Below are 14,431 nucleotides of genomic sequence, written 5' to 3'. Positions count from 1 at the left end.
ACGCTATCGTCGCTGCGGCGGCTGACGCTACTATGGCCTACGACATCGAGCGGTACCTCAACGTGCGGAGCGCGGGCGGCCCGACGTTCGGTCCGGGGGGCGAACTCGCCTTCCTGCTGGACACCACGGGGTCGAATCAGGTGTGGCGCGTGGACGCTCCGGAGGCGTGGCCCGCGCAGGTGACATTCCACGACGAGCGCGTGGCGTTCGCGTCGTTCTCGCCCACCCGCGACGAACTCGTCTACGGGACCGACGCGGGCGGCGACGAGTTCTGGCAGCTCCGCCGGCTCGCCGCGGACGGCAGCGAGGACGTCGCGCTCACCGACGCCCCGGACGCGAAACACCAGTTCGGCGGCTGGAGCCACGACGGCGACCGAATCGCGTACGCCGCGAACCGACGCCAGCAGGGCGTCTTCGACGTCTACGTGCAGGGCCGCGAGGAGACCGGGGAGGACGCCGAGTTGCTCGTGGCGGGCGACGACTACGACATGCTGGCGGCGGCGGGCTGGAGCCCCAGCGACGACCGCCTGCTGCTCCACGAGAGCCACTCGAACGCCGACGCCGACCTCTACGTCCTCGACGTCGCCACCGGCGAGGTCACGCACGCGACCCCGTTCGAGGCGGACGTGCAGTTCTCCTCCGTGGCGTGGACACCGGACGGGGACGCACTCTACGTCTGCACGAACCGCGGCGAGGACACTCACTACCTCGGCTTGCTCGACCCCGAAGCCGGGAGCATCGAGGAGGTCGCCAGCGGCGGCGACTGGCCGCTGGAATCGGTCGCCGTCCACCACGACACCGGGCGGCTGGCGTACGTCCGGAACGTCGACGGTTACAGCGAACTCACGCTCGCGGACAGCGACGGTGCGAGCCTCGACGAACACCCCGATCCCGACCTGCTCGACGGCGTCGTGCTCGGACTGAGTTTCGACGAGGACGGCGACCGCGTGGCGGTGTCCGCGTCCTCGCCGACCGAGAACGGGAACGTCTACGTCGTCGACATCGACTCGGGGGACACCCGCCGTTGGACGGACGCTTCCACCGCGGGCATCCCGAAGGAGACGTTCCGTGAGCCCGAGCTCGTCCACTACGAGAGTTTCGACACACTCGAAATTCCGGCGTTCCTCACGCTCCCCGACGGCGACGGTCCCCACCCCGTCGTCGTGGACTTCCACGGCGGCCCCGAGGCCCAGCGCCGGCCGTGGTTCTCGGGGCTGCGCCAGTACTTCGTGGACAACGGCTACGCGGTCTTCGAGCCGAACGTCCGCGGCTCCTCGGGGTACGGCACCGACTACATGAACCTCGACAACGTCCGCAACCGGATGGACGCCGTGAAGGACGGGAAGGCGGGCGTCGAGTGGCTCGCCGGCCGCGGCGACGTCGACGAGGACCGCATCGTCGCGTACGGTGGCTCATACGGCGGGTTCATGGTGCTGGCGTCGCTCACCGAGTACCCCGAGTTGTGGGCGGCGGGCGTCGACATCGTCGGCATCGCGAACTTCGTCACGTTCCTCGAAAACACGGGCGAGTGGCGCCGCGAACACCGCGAGGCCGAGTACGGCAGCCTCGCCGAGGACCGCGAGTTCCTCGAAGCCATCAGCCCCGTCAACAACGCCGACCGCATCCGCGCGCCCCTGCTCGTGCTGCACGGCGCCAACGACCCCCGCGTCCCCGTCGAGGAGGCCGAACAGATCGTCGAACAGGCTGGCGAGCACGTGCCCACGGAGAAACTGATTTTCGAGGACGAGGGCCACGGCTTCTCCAAACTGGAGAACAAGCTCACCGCCTACCGCGCCGTCGTCGACTTCCTCGACGAACACGTCTAACTACTTACGGCGCGGACGTCATCGTCCGCCATGGAAGTCGACTTGGCGAACCCGTGGCTGTTCGGCGCGCTCGTCGTGGCGCTGTGGGTGACGGTGTTCGTCGCAGCCGAACTGCTCGTTTTCGGCGGGGACCTCGTTAGCGCCGTGCTCGCCGGGCTCACCGGCGGACTCGCGTTCGCGGTCGCGTACGCGTACGTCCGCCACCGATCGCAGTGACCGCGACAACGGTTAGTGCTCGCCGCAGCTACACTCGTCTGTGAGACACCGCGCTGTCCTCCTCGCGCTCCCCGTCCTCGCGTACGCGACGGCCCGCCTCGCCGGCGCTGCCGCCGCCCGCTCGTCGGACCGCGTGACGGCCGCCGCCCGGCTGCGGCGCGCGAACCGCCTGCTACAGGCGGCCGCGGCGCTCGTCGGCCTGTTCGCGTTCACCGACTCCGAGTTCGCGGACGCGCTCGCCACGGCTCTCCCCGGACCCGACGCCGTCAGCGCGTTCGGCGTGCTCGCCGCGACGGTGCTGCTCGGTGGCGTCCTGCCTGCGCTCGCCGTCCACCTCGGCACGCGGCCGGCGTGGGCGACCGTCACCGAGAACGCGACCGACTACGCGGCGACAGTCCGACGATTCCTCGCGTTCGCCGCGGTCCTCGTCGCGCCCGCGCTGTTCGTCGTCGGCGTGTGGCTAGCCGCGCCCAGTGGTACCGCGAGCCTCCTCGCCGTCGCCGGCGGCGCCGCGGTTATCGCCGTCGCGCTCCCGCCGCTGGCCGCGCGATTTGGCCCCGTCCGCGAACTCACCGCTGCCGAAGCCGCCGTCGTCCCCGCGTGCGCCGACGGCCTCCGTGTTCGAGTTGTCGAGACGGGGCGCCGTCCGGTCGCGAACGCCGTCGCCGCGGGCGTGCTACCCGGCGCCCGGTACGTGTTCGTGACGGACGCGCTGTTCCGGACTCTCGACGCCGACGCCACCACCGCGGTCATCGCTCACGAGGTCGGCCACCACCGCCGCGGCCACGTAATCGTGCGGTTTCTCGCCACCGGGCTCGCGCTCGCGCCCGTCTTCCTCGTCGCGAACGGCGTCCTCGACGCGTTCGTGCCGGCGGTCGCGCTCTCGGTCGCGTTGCTGCTGGCGGTCGGGCCGCTGGTGCGGTGGACGGAGTTCGACGCGGACGCGTACGCCGCCGCCCGCGTCGGCGGCGCCGCGATGGACCGCGCGCTCGCCACGCTCGCAGACCGTGGGCTCGTCCCCACGGAGCGCTCGCGGCTCGCCGGCTTGGTCGCGTTCCACCCAGCCGTCGGCCGGCGGCGCAGCCGACTCTACTGACGCAACCGTTTTCCTCGCCCGCCGAGACGAACCACCGTGGACTTCGACCGCCGCCGCGTCGCGTTCCGCGTGGTCGTCGCCGTCGCCATCGCCGCCCTGCTAGTCGGCGGCGTCGGCTGGGACCGCGTGCTCCGGAACCTCCGCGACGCCAACCTCGCTGTCTACGCGTTCGCGCCCGTCGGCGCCGCCCTCGCGCTGCTCGCCGGCGGGGAGGGCACGCGGGTCGCGCTCGGCTTCCCGGTGTGGGGCGTCCGCGGCGCGCTCGCGCGGCGAGCGTTCTACGCCGCCGCCATCGTGCGGAACTTCCTCCCGGGCGGGAACGTCGGCGGCGGCGGGTTCGTCGCGTACGCCGTGAGCCGCCACGGCGACGTCACCGTCAGCGAAGCCATCGCGGGCGTCACCGGCTGGGAGTTCGTGATGATGGTGGCATCGGCCGTCGTCGGCGGCGTCGGCGTGCTCGCGGTCGCCGCGAGCGGCCGGGACCCGTCTGGAACCGTGGGCCTGTTCGCGGGATTCGCCGGCCTGCTCGGCGTCGTCGTGGTCGCCGGCGTCGTCCTCGACGCGTCACGGGCGCGCGTCGCGGCCGGCATCAGCCGAATCTCGGTGACGCTGGAACCCGTACTCGTGCGCGTCCTCCCGGGCGACGACGGCCGCCTCGACGCCGAGCGCGTCCACCGCGGCCTCGACGAGTTCTTCGCGACGCTTCGCCGACTCGCTGCGGACCGCCGGCGCTTCGTCACCGTGGTCGCCGCCGCCCACGCGGCGTGGCTCGGCTGGATGCTCCCGCTGTTCGTCAGCCTGCTCGCGGTCGGCGTCGTCGTCTCGCCGGCGGTCGTGATGGTCGCCGTGACCGTCTCCGGGTTCGCGCGCGCCGTCCCGCTGCCCGCCGGTATCGGCCCCGTGGACGTGGCGCTGGGCGGCGTACTCGTCGCGCTCACGCCGCACTCGCTGGGCGAACTCGCCTCCGCGCTCGTGCTCTACCGGTCGAGCATGCTGCTCGTGCAAGCGATGGCGGGCGGACTCGCGCTGTGGACGCTGGACGTCGCGGCGACCGGCGGGTTCGCCGACTAGATGACGCCGGTCTTCGCCGCGGCTTCCACCGCCGCGTCCTCGCTGATGCCCGACCCCAGAATCGTGTAGCGGTCCCGAATCTCGTGGGCGGACGTGAGCGCTTCGAGGACTTCCTCGTCGGTGACGCCGAGTTCGTCCGCGGTCGTCGGCGCGTCGAGGCTCGCGAGCGCGTCCCGGACCGACCGCCACTCGCCCTGCTCGCCGGAGTGGAGGTACTCCGCGAGAATCGACCCGACGCCGACCTGGTGGCCGTGCAGGGCCTTCCCGGGCGCGATGCGGTCCAACTGGTGGCTGAACAGGTGCTCGCTGCCCGACGCGGGCCGCGACGACCCCGCGATGGACATCGCCACCCCCGAGGAGACGAGCGCCTTCATCACCATCCACGCGGACTCCTCCAACTCCGGTTTGATGGAGTCCGCGCTGTCCACGAGCATCTCCGCGGTCATCTGACTGAGCGCGCCCGCGTACTCGCTGTACGGCACGTTCTGGAGGCGGTTCGCGAGCCGCCAGTCCTTCACGGCGGTGTAGTTGGAGATGATGTCCGCACAGCCCGCGGTCGTCAAGTCCCACGGCGCGTCCGCGATGACGCCCGTGTCCGCCACGACCGCGACCGGCGGCGCCGCCGCGACCGAGTGCCGGGTGTCGCCCTCCGGCACCGACCCGCGCCCGGAGACGATGCCGTCGTGGCTCGCCGCCGTCGGCACGCTCACGAATCCGACGTTGAGGTGGTCGCTTGCCATCTTCGCGATGTCGATTGGCTTCCCGCCGCCGACGCCGACGAGGTAGCCGACCTCCATCCCGCGAGCGACGTCCAGCACGTCCTCGACGGCCTCGAAGGTCGCTTCCTCGACGACGACGATTTCGGGGTCGTCGCCGGCGTCCTCGAACTGCGCGACGATGCGGTCGGCGGCCACTTCGCGCGGCGTCTCGCTGGTGACGACCAGCGGCCGCCCCGTCAAGTGGGTCTCGACGACGACCTCCCGAGTCTGGTCGAGCACGTCGTGGCCGAGCACGACGCTGCGCGGGAGGCGTATCCACTTCGACTTCTCGAACATGTCCAAGCCTCGCCCGGGGACGAGTAAAAGTCTACTCGTCGTCGGTTCGCGCGCTCGCGGCGCTTCAGACCGTGCCGAGCACGTCGAGGAGGCGCTCCTCGTCCTCGCGGTCCGGCGCCTCGTCGGGGCCCGCGAGTCCGTTCTCGCGGTGGGCATCGACGGTTTTCTCCATGGCTTCCTCGACGGGCGTGGACTCGAAGCCGAGGGCCTCGACTTTCGACGTGTCCAGCAGGTGCGGGTAGTCGCGGTACAGCGGGAAGTCCCCGAGGTCGAGGTCGACGATGGAGAGTTCGCGGGGGCTGGTGTACGCGCGCTCGACGTCCGTACCCAGCGCGTCCGCAATCAAGTCGAGCGTGCGGTCGAGTGTGACCGCGTTCCGGTCGCCGACGTTGTACGCCTCCCCGGGCGTCCCCTCTTCGGCGACGAGACGGAGGCCACGGGCGACGTCCTCGACGAAGACGCGCTGCCAGAGGTTCGTGCCGTCCCCGGGAACGACGACTTCGTCCTGCTCGGCGACGCGGTCGACCCAGTACGCGAGTCGCTCCGTGTAGTCGTGAGGGCCGTAGACGACCGGCGGCCGCACGCTCATCGCGTTCACGCCGTTATCAGAACTACGTTCTGATAGCCCGTCAGACGTAGTCTGACGACTGCGCTCGGCGGCCTCGAAGACGATGCGGTCGCCGGCGGCCTTCCGCGGGCCGTACGTCTCCGGCGAGTCGTCGGTCGCCTGCTCGGCGGTACAGCGCTCCAGTTCGGTTTCGTCCTCGCGCTTCGGGACATCCTCGTCGGCGTACGCGGCGCCGCTGGAGACGTAGACGTAGGCGTCCACGCCGGCGAAGATGTCGATTGCGTTCTCGACCTCGCGGGGCTTGTACGCCACGCAGTCGAAGACCGCGTCCGGTTCGACCTCGCGTTTCGCCGTCAGCAGCGCCTTCCGGTCGGTGCGGTCGCCCTGCACGTGGTGGACGCGGTCGTCCTCGGCGAACGGGTCGTCGTGTTGCCCGCGGTTGAACGTCGTGACGCGGTAGTCGTGGGCGAGCAGTTCCTCCACGAGGTGGCGGCCGATGAACCGCGTGCCGCCGACCACGAGCGCGGAATCCATACCGGAAGGAGGGTGGCCGTCACAAAAGCGGTGGCTATTCGCCACCGAACAGCGCAACGAATCCGCAGTCAGAGTGGAACCGCGGCGTCAGTCCGCGCTCCCGGCCAGCGACCCGTCGGTCGCGCTGGCGGGCAGCGAGCGGCGCGCGTCGGCCTCGGGGCGCTCGTCGATGGCGTCCCGGTAGGCGTCCGGCATCACGACGGCGAACTCGGAGACGGCGTCCTCCCAGTTCGCGAGCATGTCCGCCGCGCGGTCGCTGTCCGTGCGCGCGGCGTGGTTCTCTACCAGCCGGCGAATCGCGGATTCGTCGCGCTCCGAGAGGTCGCGGGAGACCGCGACCATCCCGGTGTTGCAGCGCTCCTCGAAGTCTCCCTCGGGGTCGTGGACGTACGCGACGCCGCCGGACATCCCCGCGGCGAAGTTCCGCCCGATGTCGCCGAGCACGACGACGATGCCGCCGGTCATGTACTCGCAGCCGTGGTCACCGACGCCCTCCACGACGGCGTGCGCGCCGGAGTTCCGGACCGCGAAGCGCTCGCCGGCGACGCCGTTGACGTAGCACTCGCCGTCGGTCGCGCCGTACAGCGCGACGTTCCCGACGAGCGTGTTCTCGGCGGGGTCGAAGCCGGCTTCCGGCGGCGTCTCGACGGCGACCGTGCCGCCGGAGAGCCCCTTCCCGACGTAGTCGTTGGCGGCGCCGGTCAGCGACAGCGTGACGCCGGACGCGAGGAACGCGCCGAACGACTGCCCGGCGTTCCCGGTCAGGGACACGTCGAGGCTGTCGTCGGCCAGCCCTTCGACGCCGTACTCGCTGCTGACGGCGTGTGAGACGCGCGCGCCGACGGTGCGGTCGCGGGTCGTAATCTCGCGGGACAGCGACACCGACTCGTCGCCGTCGATGGCCGCCTGCGCGTCCTCGATGATGCTCTCGTCGAGCGCCATGTCCGGGTGGTCCTGCTCGACGGTGTGGGTGCGGCCCTCGCCCTCGGGTTCGGTGAGCACCCGCGAGAGGTCGATGTGCTTGCCCTTCGGGTGGTCGGTGTCCGTCTGGGAGAGGTGCTGGACGCGCCCGACGGCGTCCTCGACGCTCGTGTACCCCAGTTCCGCGAGCAGCTCGCGGAGTTCTCGGGCGACGAACGTGAGGTAGTTCGCGACCTTCTCCGGGGTGCCGCGGAACCGGTCGCGGAGGTCGGGGTCCTGCGTCGCGACGCCGGTCGGGCAGTTGTTCGTGTGGCAGATGCGCGCCATCACGCAGCCCGCCGACACCAGCGACGCGGTGCCGAACGCGAACTCCTCAGCGCCCAGCAGCGCGCCGACCGCGACGTCGCGGCCGGTCTTCAGGCCGCCGTCCACGCGCAGCGTCACGCGCGAGCGCAGGCCGGTCTCCACGAGCAGCTGGTTCGCCTCGGCGAGGCCGAGTTCCCACGGCAGGCCGGCGTGCTTGATGCTCGTCTTCGGGGACGCGCCCGTGCCGCCGTCGTGCCCGGAGATGTGGATGCAGTCCGCGCCCGCCTTCGCGCAGCCCGCCGCGACCGTCCCGATGCCCGCCTCGGAGACGAGCTTCACGTGGACGCGGGCGTCCGGGTTGCCCGCGCGGAGGTCGGCGATGAGCTGTTTGAGGTCCTCGATGCTGTAGATGTCGTGCTGGGGCGGCGGGCTGATGAGGCCGACGCCCGGCGTCGAACACCGCACGTCCGCGATCATCTCGTTGACCTTCTTCCCGGGGAGGTGGCCGCCCTCGCCGGGCTTCGACCCCTGCGCCATCTTGATCTGGAGGTCGTCGGCCGCCGAGAGGTACGTGCTCGTGACGCCGAACCGGCCGGAGGCCACCTGCTTGATGGCGCACTCTTTGACGGTGTCGAAGCGCTCGGGCGGCTCCCCGCCCTCGCCAGTGTTCGCCTTCGCGCCGATTCCGTTCGCGGCCTCCGCGTTCGTCTCGTGGGCTTCCGGGCTGAGGCTACCGAGGCTCATCGCCGCCGTCGAGAACCGCTCGACGATGTCCGACGCCGGTTCGACGTCCTCGACGGGGACGCTCTCGCGCTCGTCGGCGTCGATGTTCAGCAGGCCGCGCAGCGTCTGGAGCTGTTCGGCCTGGTCGTTGACCTGCTCGGCGTAGTCCTCGAACGCTCCGTAGTCGCCGTTGTCGACGCCCTCTTGGAGGCTGTGGACCGTCTGGGGGTTCCACTGGTGGAACCGCCCGGACGTGCGGTTCTCGAACTCACCGATGCGCTGGAGGTCGGGTTCGTCGTCGAAGCCCGCGGCGTGGCGAGCGCGGATGTCGGCTTCGAGTTCGTCGAGGCCGACGCCCTCGGTGCGGTTCGGCGTCCCGGCGAAGAACCGGTCGACGACCGACGAGTCGAGGCCGACGACTTCGAAGATTTGGGCGCCCTGGTAGGACTCGACCGTCGAGATACCCATCTTCGCCATCACCTTCAGCAGGCCATCTTCGAGCGCCGTCAGGTACGACGTCACTGCTTTCTCCGGGTCGGGGCCGTCCGGCCCGGCGACGATGTCACGGGCGGACTCGACGGCGAGGTAGGGGTTGACCGCGCCCGCGCCGTAGCCGACCGTCGCCGCGAGCTGGTGGACGGTGCGGACGTCGCCGGCTTCGACGACGAGGCCGGTGCGCGCCCGCAGGCCCTCCCGAGTGAGGTGGTGGTGGACGGCGCCAGTCGCCAGCAGGCTCGGCACCGGCACCGCGCCCTCGCCGGCCTCGCGCTGGGAGAGGACGAGCAGTTCGACGCCGTCCTCGACGGCTTCGGCGGCCTCGCGCTGGACGCGCTCGACGGCGTCCTCCAGCGACTCCTCCAGGCCGAACGAGAGGTCGAGCGTCACCGTCGGCAGGCCCGCGTTCACGACCGCGTCGAGGTCGCTGTCCGCCAGCACGGGGCTGTCGAGGACGACCTGTTCGGCGTGCTCGGGGGACTCCGCGAGGAGGTTGTTCTGCCGGCCGAGGCGCGTCTCCATGCTGGTCACGAGGTCCTCGCGGATGTAGTCGATTGGCGGGTTCGTGACCTGCGCGAACAGCTGGCGGAAGTACGACGCCAGCGGGTGGTTGAACTCCGAGATGCCGGGCAGCGGCGCGTCGTCGCCCATCGAGCCGACGGGGTCTTTGCCGTCCTGGACCATCGGCGCGACCAGTTCGTCGAGTTCGTCGCGCGTGTACCCGAACATCGCCTGCTCGGAGCGCAGGTCGTCGGTCGGGTCGCTGGGCAACACGTCCGTACCAGTCTCCGGGCGGAGCTGGTTCTGTTCGACCCACTCGCCGTACTGCTCGTCGGTGAGCTCCTCGAAGACGTCCTCGTCGTCGACGACGCCCTCGCCGGGCTCCGCGAGGAACAACTGACCGGGGCGGAGGCGGCCGCGCTCCTCGACCTCGCTGACGTCGCCCTCTAAGGCGCCCTGCTCGGACGCCATCACGAGCGTGCCGTCCGAGCGCTTCTCGTAGCGGCACGGGCGCAGACCGTTCCGGTCGAGCACACCGCCGATGCGGTCGCCGTCGGTGCCGATGACGAGCGCGGGGCCGTCCCACGGTTCCACGAGGCTGGCGTGGTAGTCGTAGAACTCCTTGCGCGCGTCGCTCATCTCGTCGTCGCGCTGCCACGCCTCGGGGACGAGCATGCGGAGCGCGTGCGGGAGCGAGCGCCCGGTCTGCATCAGCAGTTCGAGCGCGTTGTCGACGCTGGCGGTGTCGGACTGCTCGGGGTCGTCGATGACCGGGAGCACCGTCTCCAGTTCGTCGTCGGTGAACCCCTCGGCTTCGAGGTCCGACTCGCGGGCGCGCATCCAGTTGACGTTCCCGCGGATGGTGTTGAACTCGCCGTTGTGGATGATGTTCCGGTAGGGGTGGGCGAGGTGCCACGCGCCGAGCGTGTTCGTGGAGAAGCGGGCGTGGACGAGCGCGAACCCGGTCTCGACGCGCTCGTCGGTGAGGTCGGGGTAGTAGTCGGCGACCTGGTCGCCCTTCAGGAGACCCTTGTAGACGACGGTGTCCTCGTCGAGCGAGCAGACGTAGAAGCGCTCGTGGTCGACGGCTGCTTCGACGGCCTGCCGGCCGACGTACAGCGCCTTCTGGAAGTCCTCAGTTCCATCTGGACGTACTACGGCCTGGGCGACGTGGGGCTCGGAGTCGACAGCGGTCGCGCCGAGGTCGCTGTTGTCCGTGGGGACGTCGCGCCACGCGTCGACGGCGAGGCCGTGGTCGGCGAGGCCCTGTTCGATGTCGTCGACGACTGCGCTCCGCTCGTCGGCGTCCTGCGGGAGAAAGAACGAGCCGACCGCGTAGGTGTCGGGGACGCCGCCGAAGACGTCGGCGAAGAACTCGTCGGGGGTCTGGATGAGCGCGCCGGCGCCGTCGCCGGTGTTCTCTTCGGCGCCGGTGGTGCCGCGGTGCTGCAGATTCTCCAGTACGTCGAGTGCGTCAGAGAGAACGCGGTGGGACTGGCCACCGTCGAGGTCGACGACGACCCCGACCCCGCAGTTCGACCGTTCGTCGGTCGGGTCTGCGAGGAGGTTGTTCGTGCTGTCGGACTGGTGCATGTGACACCCACTGTCACGACCCAGTAAAACCCTACTCCTGAATGACTAAGGGTAATATAGATTCGTATAAGGTAGATTAAGGTGTCGGGGCGCGTCGACCGTCCCGCCCGCGAACCGTGTGTTCGACGCTCGTTGGCGCCGTTTCGAAGTTCGTGTCGTGGTTCTGGTTGTTCGCCACTTCGACCGCATCCCCCATTAAATAATCGACCGTGACAAATAGTCGCCGGCTCAGTACGACTTCGCGAAGAACGCCGTCTCCTCGGCGGGCTCCCCACAGACCGCGCAGTCTTCGCCCTCGTGGTCGGGAGTCGGGAGATGTTCGTCCTCGAACTCCGAGGCGGCGCGCGCGGCGCTGTCCTCGGCCAGCGGTACGAGCACGATTTCGGCGTGAATCTGGTCTTTGATTTCGTCCTCGCAGCCCTCGTCGCCGCACCACGGCGCCTTCACGTAGCCGCCGTGCTGGCCGATGGTACCCAGAATCTCCTCGCGGCTCTCGGCCTCCCGAACGTTCTCGTCGAGGCGCTCGGCGGCCGCGTCGTGGAGTTTCTCGTAGACGTCGTCGAGGTGGTCGTGGACCGCCGCCGTGATGTCCGCGCGGTCCTCGACGGCGTCCTCGCCGTCCGGCCGGTGGACCACCGTGACCTCCTCGTCTTCGACCTCGTTCGGGCCGATCTCGAACCGCACGGGGACGCCCTTCAACTCCCACTCGTTGAACTTGAAGCCGGGGTTGCGCTCGTCGCGGTCGTCGAGGTGGACGCGCACGCCCTGCGCCTCCAGTTCCGCGGCAATCTCCGAGGAGTACTGGAGGACCTCGTCTTTGGTGTCCTCCTGCCAGATGGGGACGATGACGACCTGCTTGGGCGCGACCGTCGGCGGGAGCACGAGCCCCTGGTCGTCGCTGTGGCTCATCACGAGCGCGCCGATGGCGCGCCACGACAGCCCCCACGACGTCGTGTACGCGGTACGCTCGGCCTCGTCGACGTCGGAGAACGTGATGTCGAACGCCTCCGCGAACGACTGCCCGAGGTGGTGGCTCGTGCCGCCCTGCACGGACTTCCCGTCGGGCATCAGCGCCTCCACCGTGGTCGTGGTGTCCGCGCCCGGGAACTTGTCGTGGTCGGGCTTGCGGCCGCGCAGCACGGGCATCCCGAGGACGTCCTCGTAGAGCCGCTGGTACTGGTCGAGGCGCAGCGTCGTCTCCGCCCACGCCTCCTCGTCGCTCTCGTGGGCCGTGTGACCCTCCTGCCAGAGGAACTCCTTCGTCCGGAAGAACGGCTTCGTCTCCGTGGCCTCCCAGCGCACCACGGAGTTCCACTGGTTCAATCGCAGCGGCAGGTCACGGTGCGAGCGCACCCACTGCGCCATGTACGGCGCAACGATGGACTCGGAAGTGGGCCGGACCGCGAGGCGCTCTTCGAGTTCCTCGTGACCGCCCTGCGTCACCCACGCCACCTCGGGGTCGAACCCTTCGACGATGTCCTTCTCCCGTTCGAGGTACGACTCGGGGATGAACATCGGGAAGTAGGCGTTGTCGACGCCGGTCTGCTTGAACCAGCCGTCGAGGTTGTCCTGAATCGCCTCCCAGAGGGCGTAGCCGCGCGGCCGGGTGACGATGAACCCGCCCATCGGCGCGTAGTCGGCCAGCTCCGCCTTCTGGACGACTTCCGCGTACCAGTCGCCGGGACTGTGCTCCTTGGACTCGGTGATGCCGAGTTCCTGTTCGTCGCTCATTACCCCAAGTGACGCCTGACGCGCTCTTAAAACCCGTGAAGGTGTGCGACCGCGACCAGCCCGCCTGGACTGGCTGCCTATAGCTAGGTGAGACAGCGAATCTACGCAAGAGTGGCGGGAGAGACTCGTAGACTCGAAAGTGCGAGCGCTTCGCTCGGCGGCGGAGATTAGCAGTAACTAATACCGGTGGCGGCCGTACTGGAGGGCGTGCGCGAGTTCGAGTTCACCGTGACGTACGAACCGGGGAGCGACGTCCTCATGGACTGCTTCGTCGAACACGACAGTCTCACGGCGTGGACCTCGGTCTGTTTCACCACCCGCGAGCGGATGTGGCGCATCGACCACGCCACCGGCACGGAGGAGGCGTTGGCGGCGTTCGACGACGTGTTCCTCGACGAGTCGCGGTGCAACGAGTGTCTGGACCTCCCGGACTGTGACACCTACCGCGAGTACCACGTCCTCGACGAGTCCGCGAACTCGCGGACCGTCTACACGTTCCGCGAGGAGGTTCACGGCTGCCACTCCGTCCCCCACCACGTCCACGAGCACGTCGGCGACGGCGTCGTCTTCGAGGCGCGGCGCGAGGGCAACGAGTACCGCTGGCGCGTGCTCTACCCGGACGAACAGCCCGTGGGCACGCTGTACGACGCCATCGAGGAACAGCTCCGCGAGGGGCTGTCGTTGTCGCTGTCCCGCCTCTCCGGCGCGGGGAACTGGAACGCCGAGTCACGGGTCGCCGCGAAGTTGACGCCCGAGCAGCGCGCCGTCCTCGAAGCCGCCGTCGAGGCGGGCTACTACTCGCGGCCCCGTGAGGTGACGGTCAGCGACCTCAGCGACGAACTCGGCGTCCCGCGCTCGACGGTCCAGTACCGGCTACGCAGCGCCGAGGACCTCGTCGTCTCCCAGTTCGTCGACGACGCGCTGTCGTGAGCGAAGGGCGGGTCGCGCTCGCCGAGAGAACTAAGTGGTATGGGAACGTCCACCACAGTATGGGCGACACGAAACGCGGCCGCGAACGGCAGGGTCAGAAGAAGCGCGAACAGCTCCGCGAGCAGGAAGTCGAGCGCACGCTGACGGCAGCCGACGACCCGCCGGACCCGCAGGAAGACGAAATCGAGTTCGAAGAGTAGCCGCCCGCGGCCCCCGACACTTCTCTCGCGACCAGACCCGACAGCGCCAGCTACCTGTGCGCGGGCCCGAACGGGCTCTCGGTCTCCGTCCACGCCCACCCCGGGAGCCGCGTCTGTACGCCCGCCGCCAGCGCCGCATCTAAGTCGTCCTCCCCGGCAGCGCCGTCGCCGCTCGTGTGGACATCCGCGTAGTGGAACGTCGACTCGGCGAGCAGGCGGAGCGGCTGTTCGCCGGCGAGCATCGCGGCGAGTTCACGGCCCAGCAGTTCGTCCACGACGAACCCCGGGTAGTCGTCGGTGACGTCGAGGTCGCGGAGCAGTGCCACGAGCGCCGCGACGTTCACCGCGCGGTCACCGTCCGCGAACACGTCGTCGACCGCGTTGCGGTACTGTGCCTCGGTCACGGTGTCGACGTGCGTGTCGAAGGCGTCGCCGAGCGCGTCGCGGACGTCGTTGACCAGCGGGACGACGACGTCCGCCCGTTCGAGCACCCACTCGTGTTCGCGCGCGACCGCCGCTGCTGTCAGTTCCATGCGTACAGGCGCACGTCAAGGACTACCAAGTTTGCGAAGGCTTTTATAACCGGAACCGCATATTGCCGAGTAAGCGGGTTCTCCTGCAGTAATCCCCGCGGCCCGGCCGCATTCGGCCGGAACACCGGTCTC

At 69.8% G+C, this 14,431-nt stretch carries 11 protein-coding genes; 6 read left to right on the top strand and 5 right to left on the bottom strand.

Annotated features, from left to right (window positions below; translation table 11 throughout):
• Positions 1-32: 32 nt before the first annotated feature.
• Genes AVZ66_RS02415 through AVZ66_RS02400 form a run of 4 tightly spaced genes read left to right on the top strand, consistent with a single transcriptional unit; the run spans position 33 to position 4,209 of the window.
• Complete coding sequence (locus tag AVZ66_RS02415) at positions 33-1,826, top strand: S9 family peptidase (RefSeq protein ID WP_058981474.1); 1,794 nt, start codon at positions 33-35, stop codon at positions 1,824-1,826.
• Between the two features lie 30 nt (positions 1,827-1,856).
• On the top strand, positions 1,857-2,042 hold the full coding sequence (locus AVZ66_RS02410) for a hypothetical protein (protein ID WP_058981472.1): 186 nt from the start codon (positions 1,857-1,859) through the stop codon (positions 2,040-2,042).
• Positions 2,043-2,082: 40 nt separating this feature from the next.
• Positions 2,083-3,138 (top strand): M48 family metallopeptidase, encoded by a 1,056-nt coding sequence (locus AVZ66_RS02405; RefSeq protein WP_058981471.1) that lies wholly within the window; start codon positions 2,083-2,085, stop codon positions 3,136-3,138.
• A 36-nt stretch (positions 3,139-3,174) separates the two neighbouring features.
• The gene (locus tag AVZ66_RS02400; RefSeq protein WP_058981469.1) at positions 3,175-4,209 is read left to right on the top strand and encodes a lysylphosphatidylglycerol synthase domain-containing protein; all 1,035 of its coding nucleotides are present in this window, start codon (positions 3,175-3,177) and stop codon (positions 4,207-4,209) included.
• Here the strand turns inward: AVZ66_RS02400 and AVZ66_RS02395 are convergent.
• The 4 genes from AVZ66_RS02395 to proS all read right to left on the bottom strand — a co-directional run bounded on the left by AVZ66_RS02395 (position 4,206) and on the right by proS (position 12,636).
• Positions 4,206-5,264, bottom strand: a complete 1,059-nt coding sequence (locus AVZ66_RS02395) for an NAD(P)-dependent glycerol-1-phosphate dehydrogenase (protein WP_058981467.1) — start codon at positions 5,262-5,264, stop codon at positions 4,206-4,208. The genes AVZ66_RS02400 and AVZ66_RS02395 overlap by 4 nt on opposite strands.
• Before the next feature lie 64 nt (positions 5,265-5,328).
• On the bottom strand, positions 5,329-6,366 hold the full coding sequence (locus AVZ66_RS02390; RefSeq protein WP_058981466.1) for an NAD-dependent epimerase/dehydratase family protein: 1,038 nt from the start codon (positions 6,364-6,366) through the stop codon (positions 5,329-5,331).
• Between the two features lie 87 nt (positions 6,367-6,453).
• Positions 6,454-10,905 (bottom strand): glutamate synthase large subunit, encoded by a 4,452-nt coding sequence (gene gltB, locus AVZ66_RS02385; RefSeq protein ID WP_058981463.1) that lies wholly within the window; start codon positions 10,903-10,905, stop codon positions 6,454-6,456.
• A gap of 228 nt (positions 10,906-11,133) precedes the next feature.
• Positions 11,134-12,636 (bottom strand): proline--tRNA ligase, encoded by a 1,503-nt coding sequence (gene proS / locus AVZ66_RS02380; protein ID WP_058981461.1) that lies wholly within the window; start codon positions 12,634-12,636, stop codon positions 11,134-11,136.
• A gap of 207 nt (positions 12,637-12,843) precedes the next feature.
• Here proS and AVZ66_RS02375 point away from each other — a divergent pair, with 207 nt between their 5' ends.
• Both AVZ66_RS02375 and AVZ66_RS16540 read left to right on the top strand, forming a co-directional pair.
• A complete protein-coding gene (locus AVZ66_RS02375) occupies positions 12,844-13,566 on the top strand; it encodes a helix-turn-helix domain-containing protein (RefSeq protein ID WP_058984610.1) in 723 nt (240 codons plus the stop codon).
• A 59-nt stretch (positions 13,567-13,625) separates the two neighbouring features.
• Positions 13,626-13,766: a hypothetical protein gene (locus tag AVZ66_RS16540; RefSeq protein WP_197407710.1), complete on the top strand. Its 141-nt coding sequence runs from the start codon at positions 13,626-13,628 to the stop codon at positions 13,764-13,766.
• Positions 13,767-13,816: 50 nt separating this feature from the next.
• On the opposite strand, the gene AVZ66_RS02370 is transcribed toward AVZ66_RS16540, so the two are convergent.
• Complete coding sequence (locus AVZ66_RS02370; protein WP_058981459.1) at positions 13,817-14,299, bottom strand: hypothetical protein; 483 nt, start codon at positions 14,297-14,299, stop codon at positions 13,817-13,819.
• Between the last annotated feature and the right edge of the window lie 132 nt (positions 14,300-14,431).

It is taken from the genome of Halobacterium sp. CBA1132 (assembly GCF_001485535.1).
GTDB lineage: Archaea > Halobacteriota > Halobacteria > Halobacteriales > Halobacteriaceae > Halobacterium.
Note: the sequence above shows the minus strand (reverse complement) of the source record. Positions and strands in the feature narration are given on the sequence as shown.

Excerpts from the sequence above, each read along its gene's own strand:
- AVZ66_RS02415 (WP_058981474.1), top strand. The coding sequence starts at position 33 with ATGGCCTACGACATCGAGCGGTACCTCAACGTGCGGAGCGCGGGCGGC.
- AVZ66_RS02410 (WP_058981472.1), top strand. The coding sequence starts at position 1,857 with ATGGAAGTCGACTTGGCGAACCCGTGGCTGTTCGGCGCGCTCGTCGTG.
- AVZ66_RS02395 (WP_058981467.1), bottom strand. The coding sequence starts at position 5,264 with ATGTTCGAGAAGTCGAAGTGGATACGCCTCCCGCGCAGCGTCGTGCTC.
- AVZ66_RS02390 (WP_058981466.1), bottom strand. The coding sequence starts at position 6,366 with ATGGATTCCGCGCTCGTGGTCGGCGGCACGCGGTTCATCGGCCGCCAC.
- gltB (WP_058981463.1), bottom strand. The coding sequence starts at position 10,905 with ATGCACCAGTCCGACAGCACGAACAACCTCCTCGCAGACCCGACCGAC.
- proS (WP_058981461.1), bottom strand. The coding sequence starts at position 12,636 with ATGAGCGACGAACAGGAACTCGGCATCACCGAGTCCAAGGAGCACAGT.
- AVZ66_RS16540 (WP_197407710.1), top strand. The coding sequence starts at position 13,626 with ATGGGCGACACGAAACGCGGCCGCGAACGGCAGGGTCAGAAGAAGCGC.
- AVZ66_RS02370 (WP_058981459.1), bottom strand. The coding sequence starts at position 14,299 with ATGGAACTGACAGCAGCGGCGGTCGCGCGCGAACACGAGTGGGTGCTC.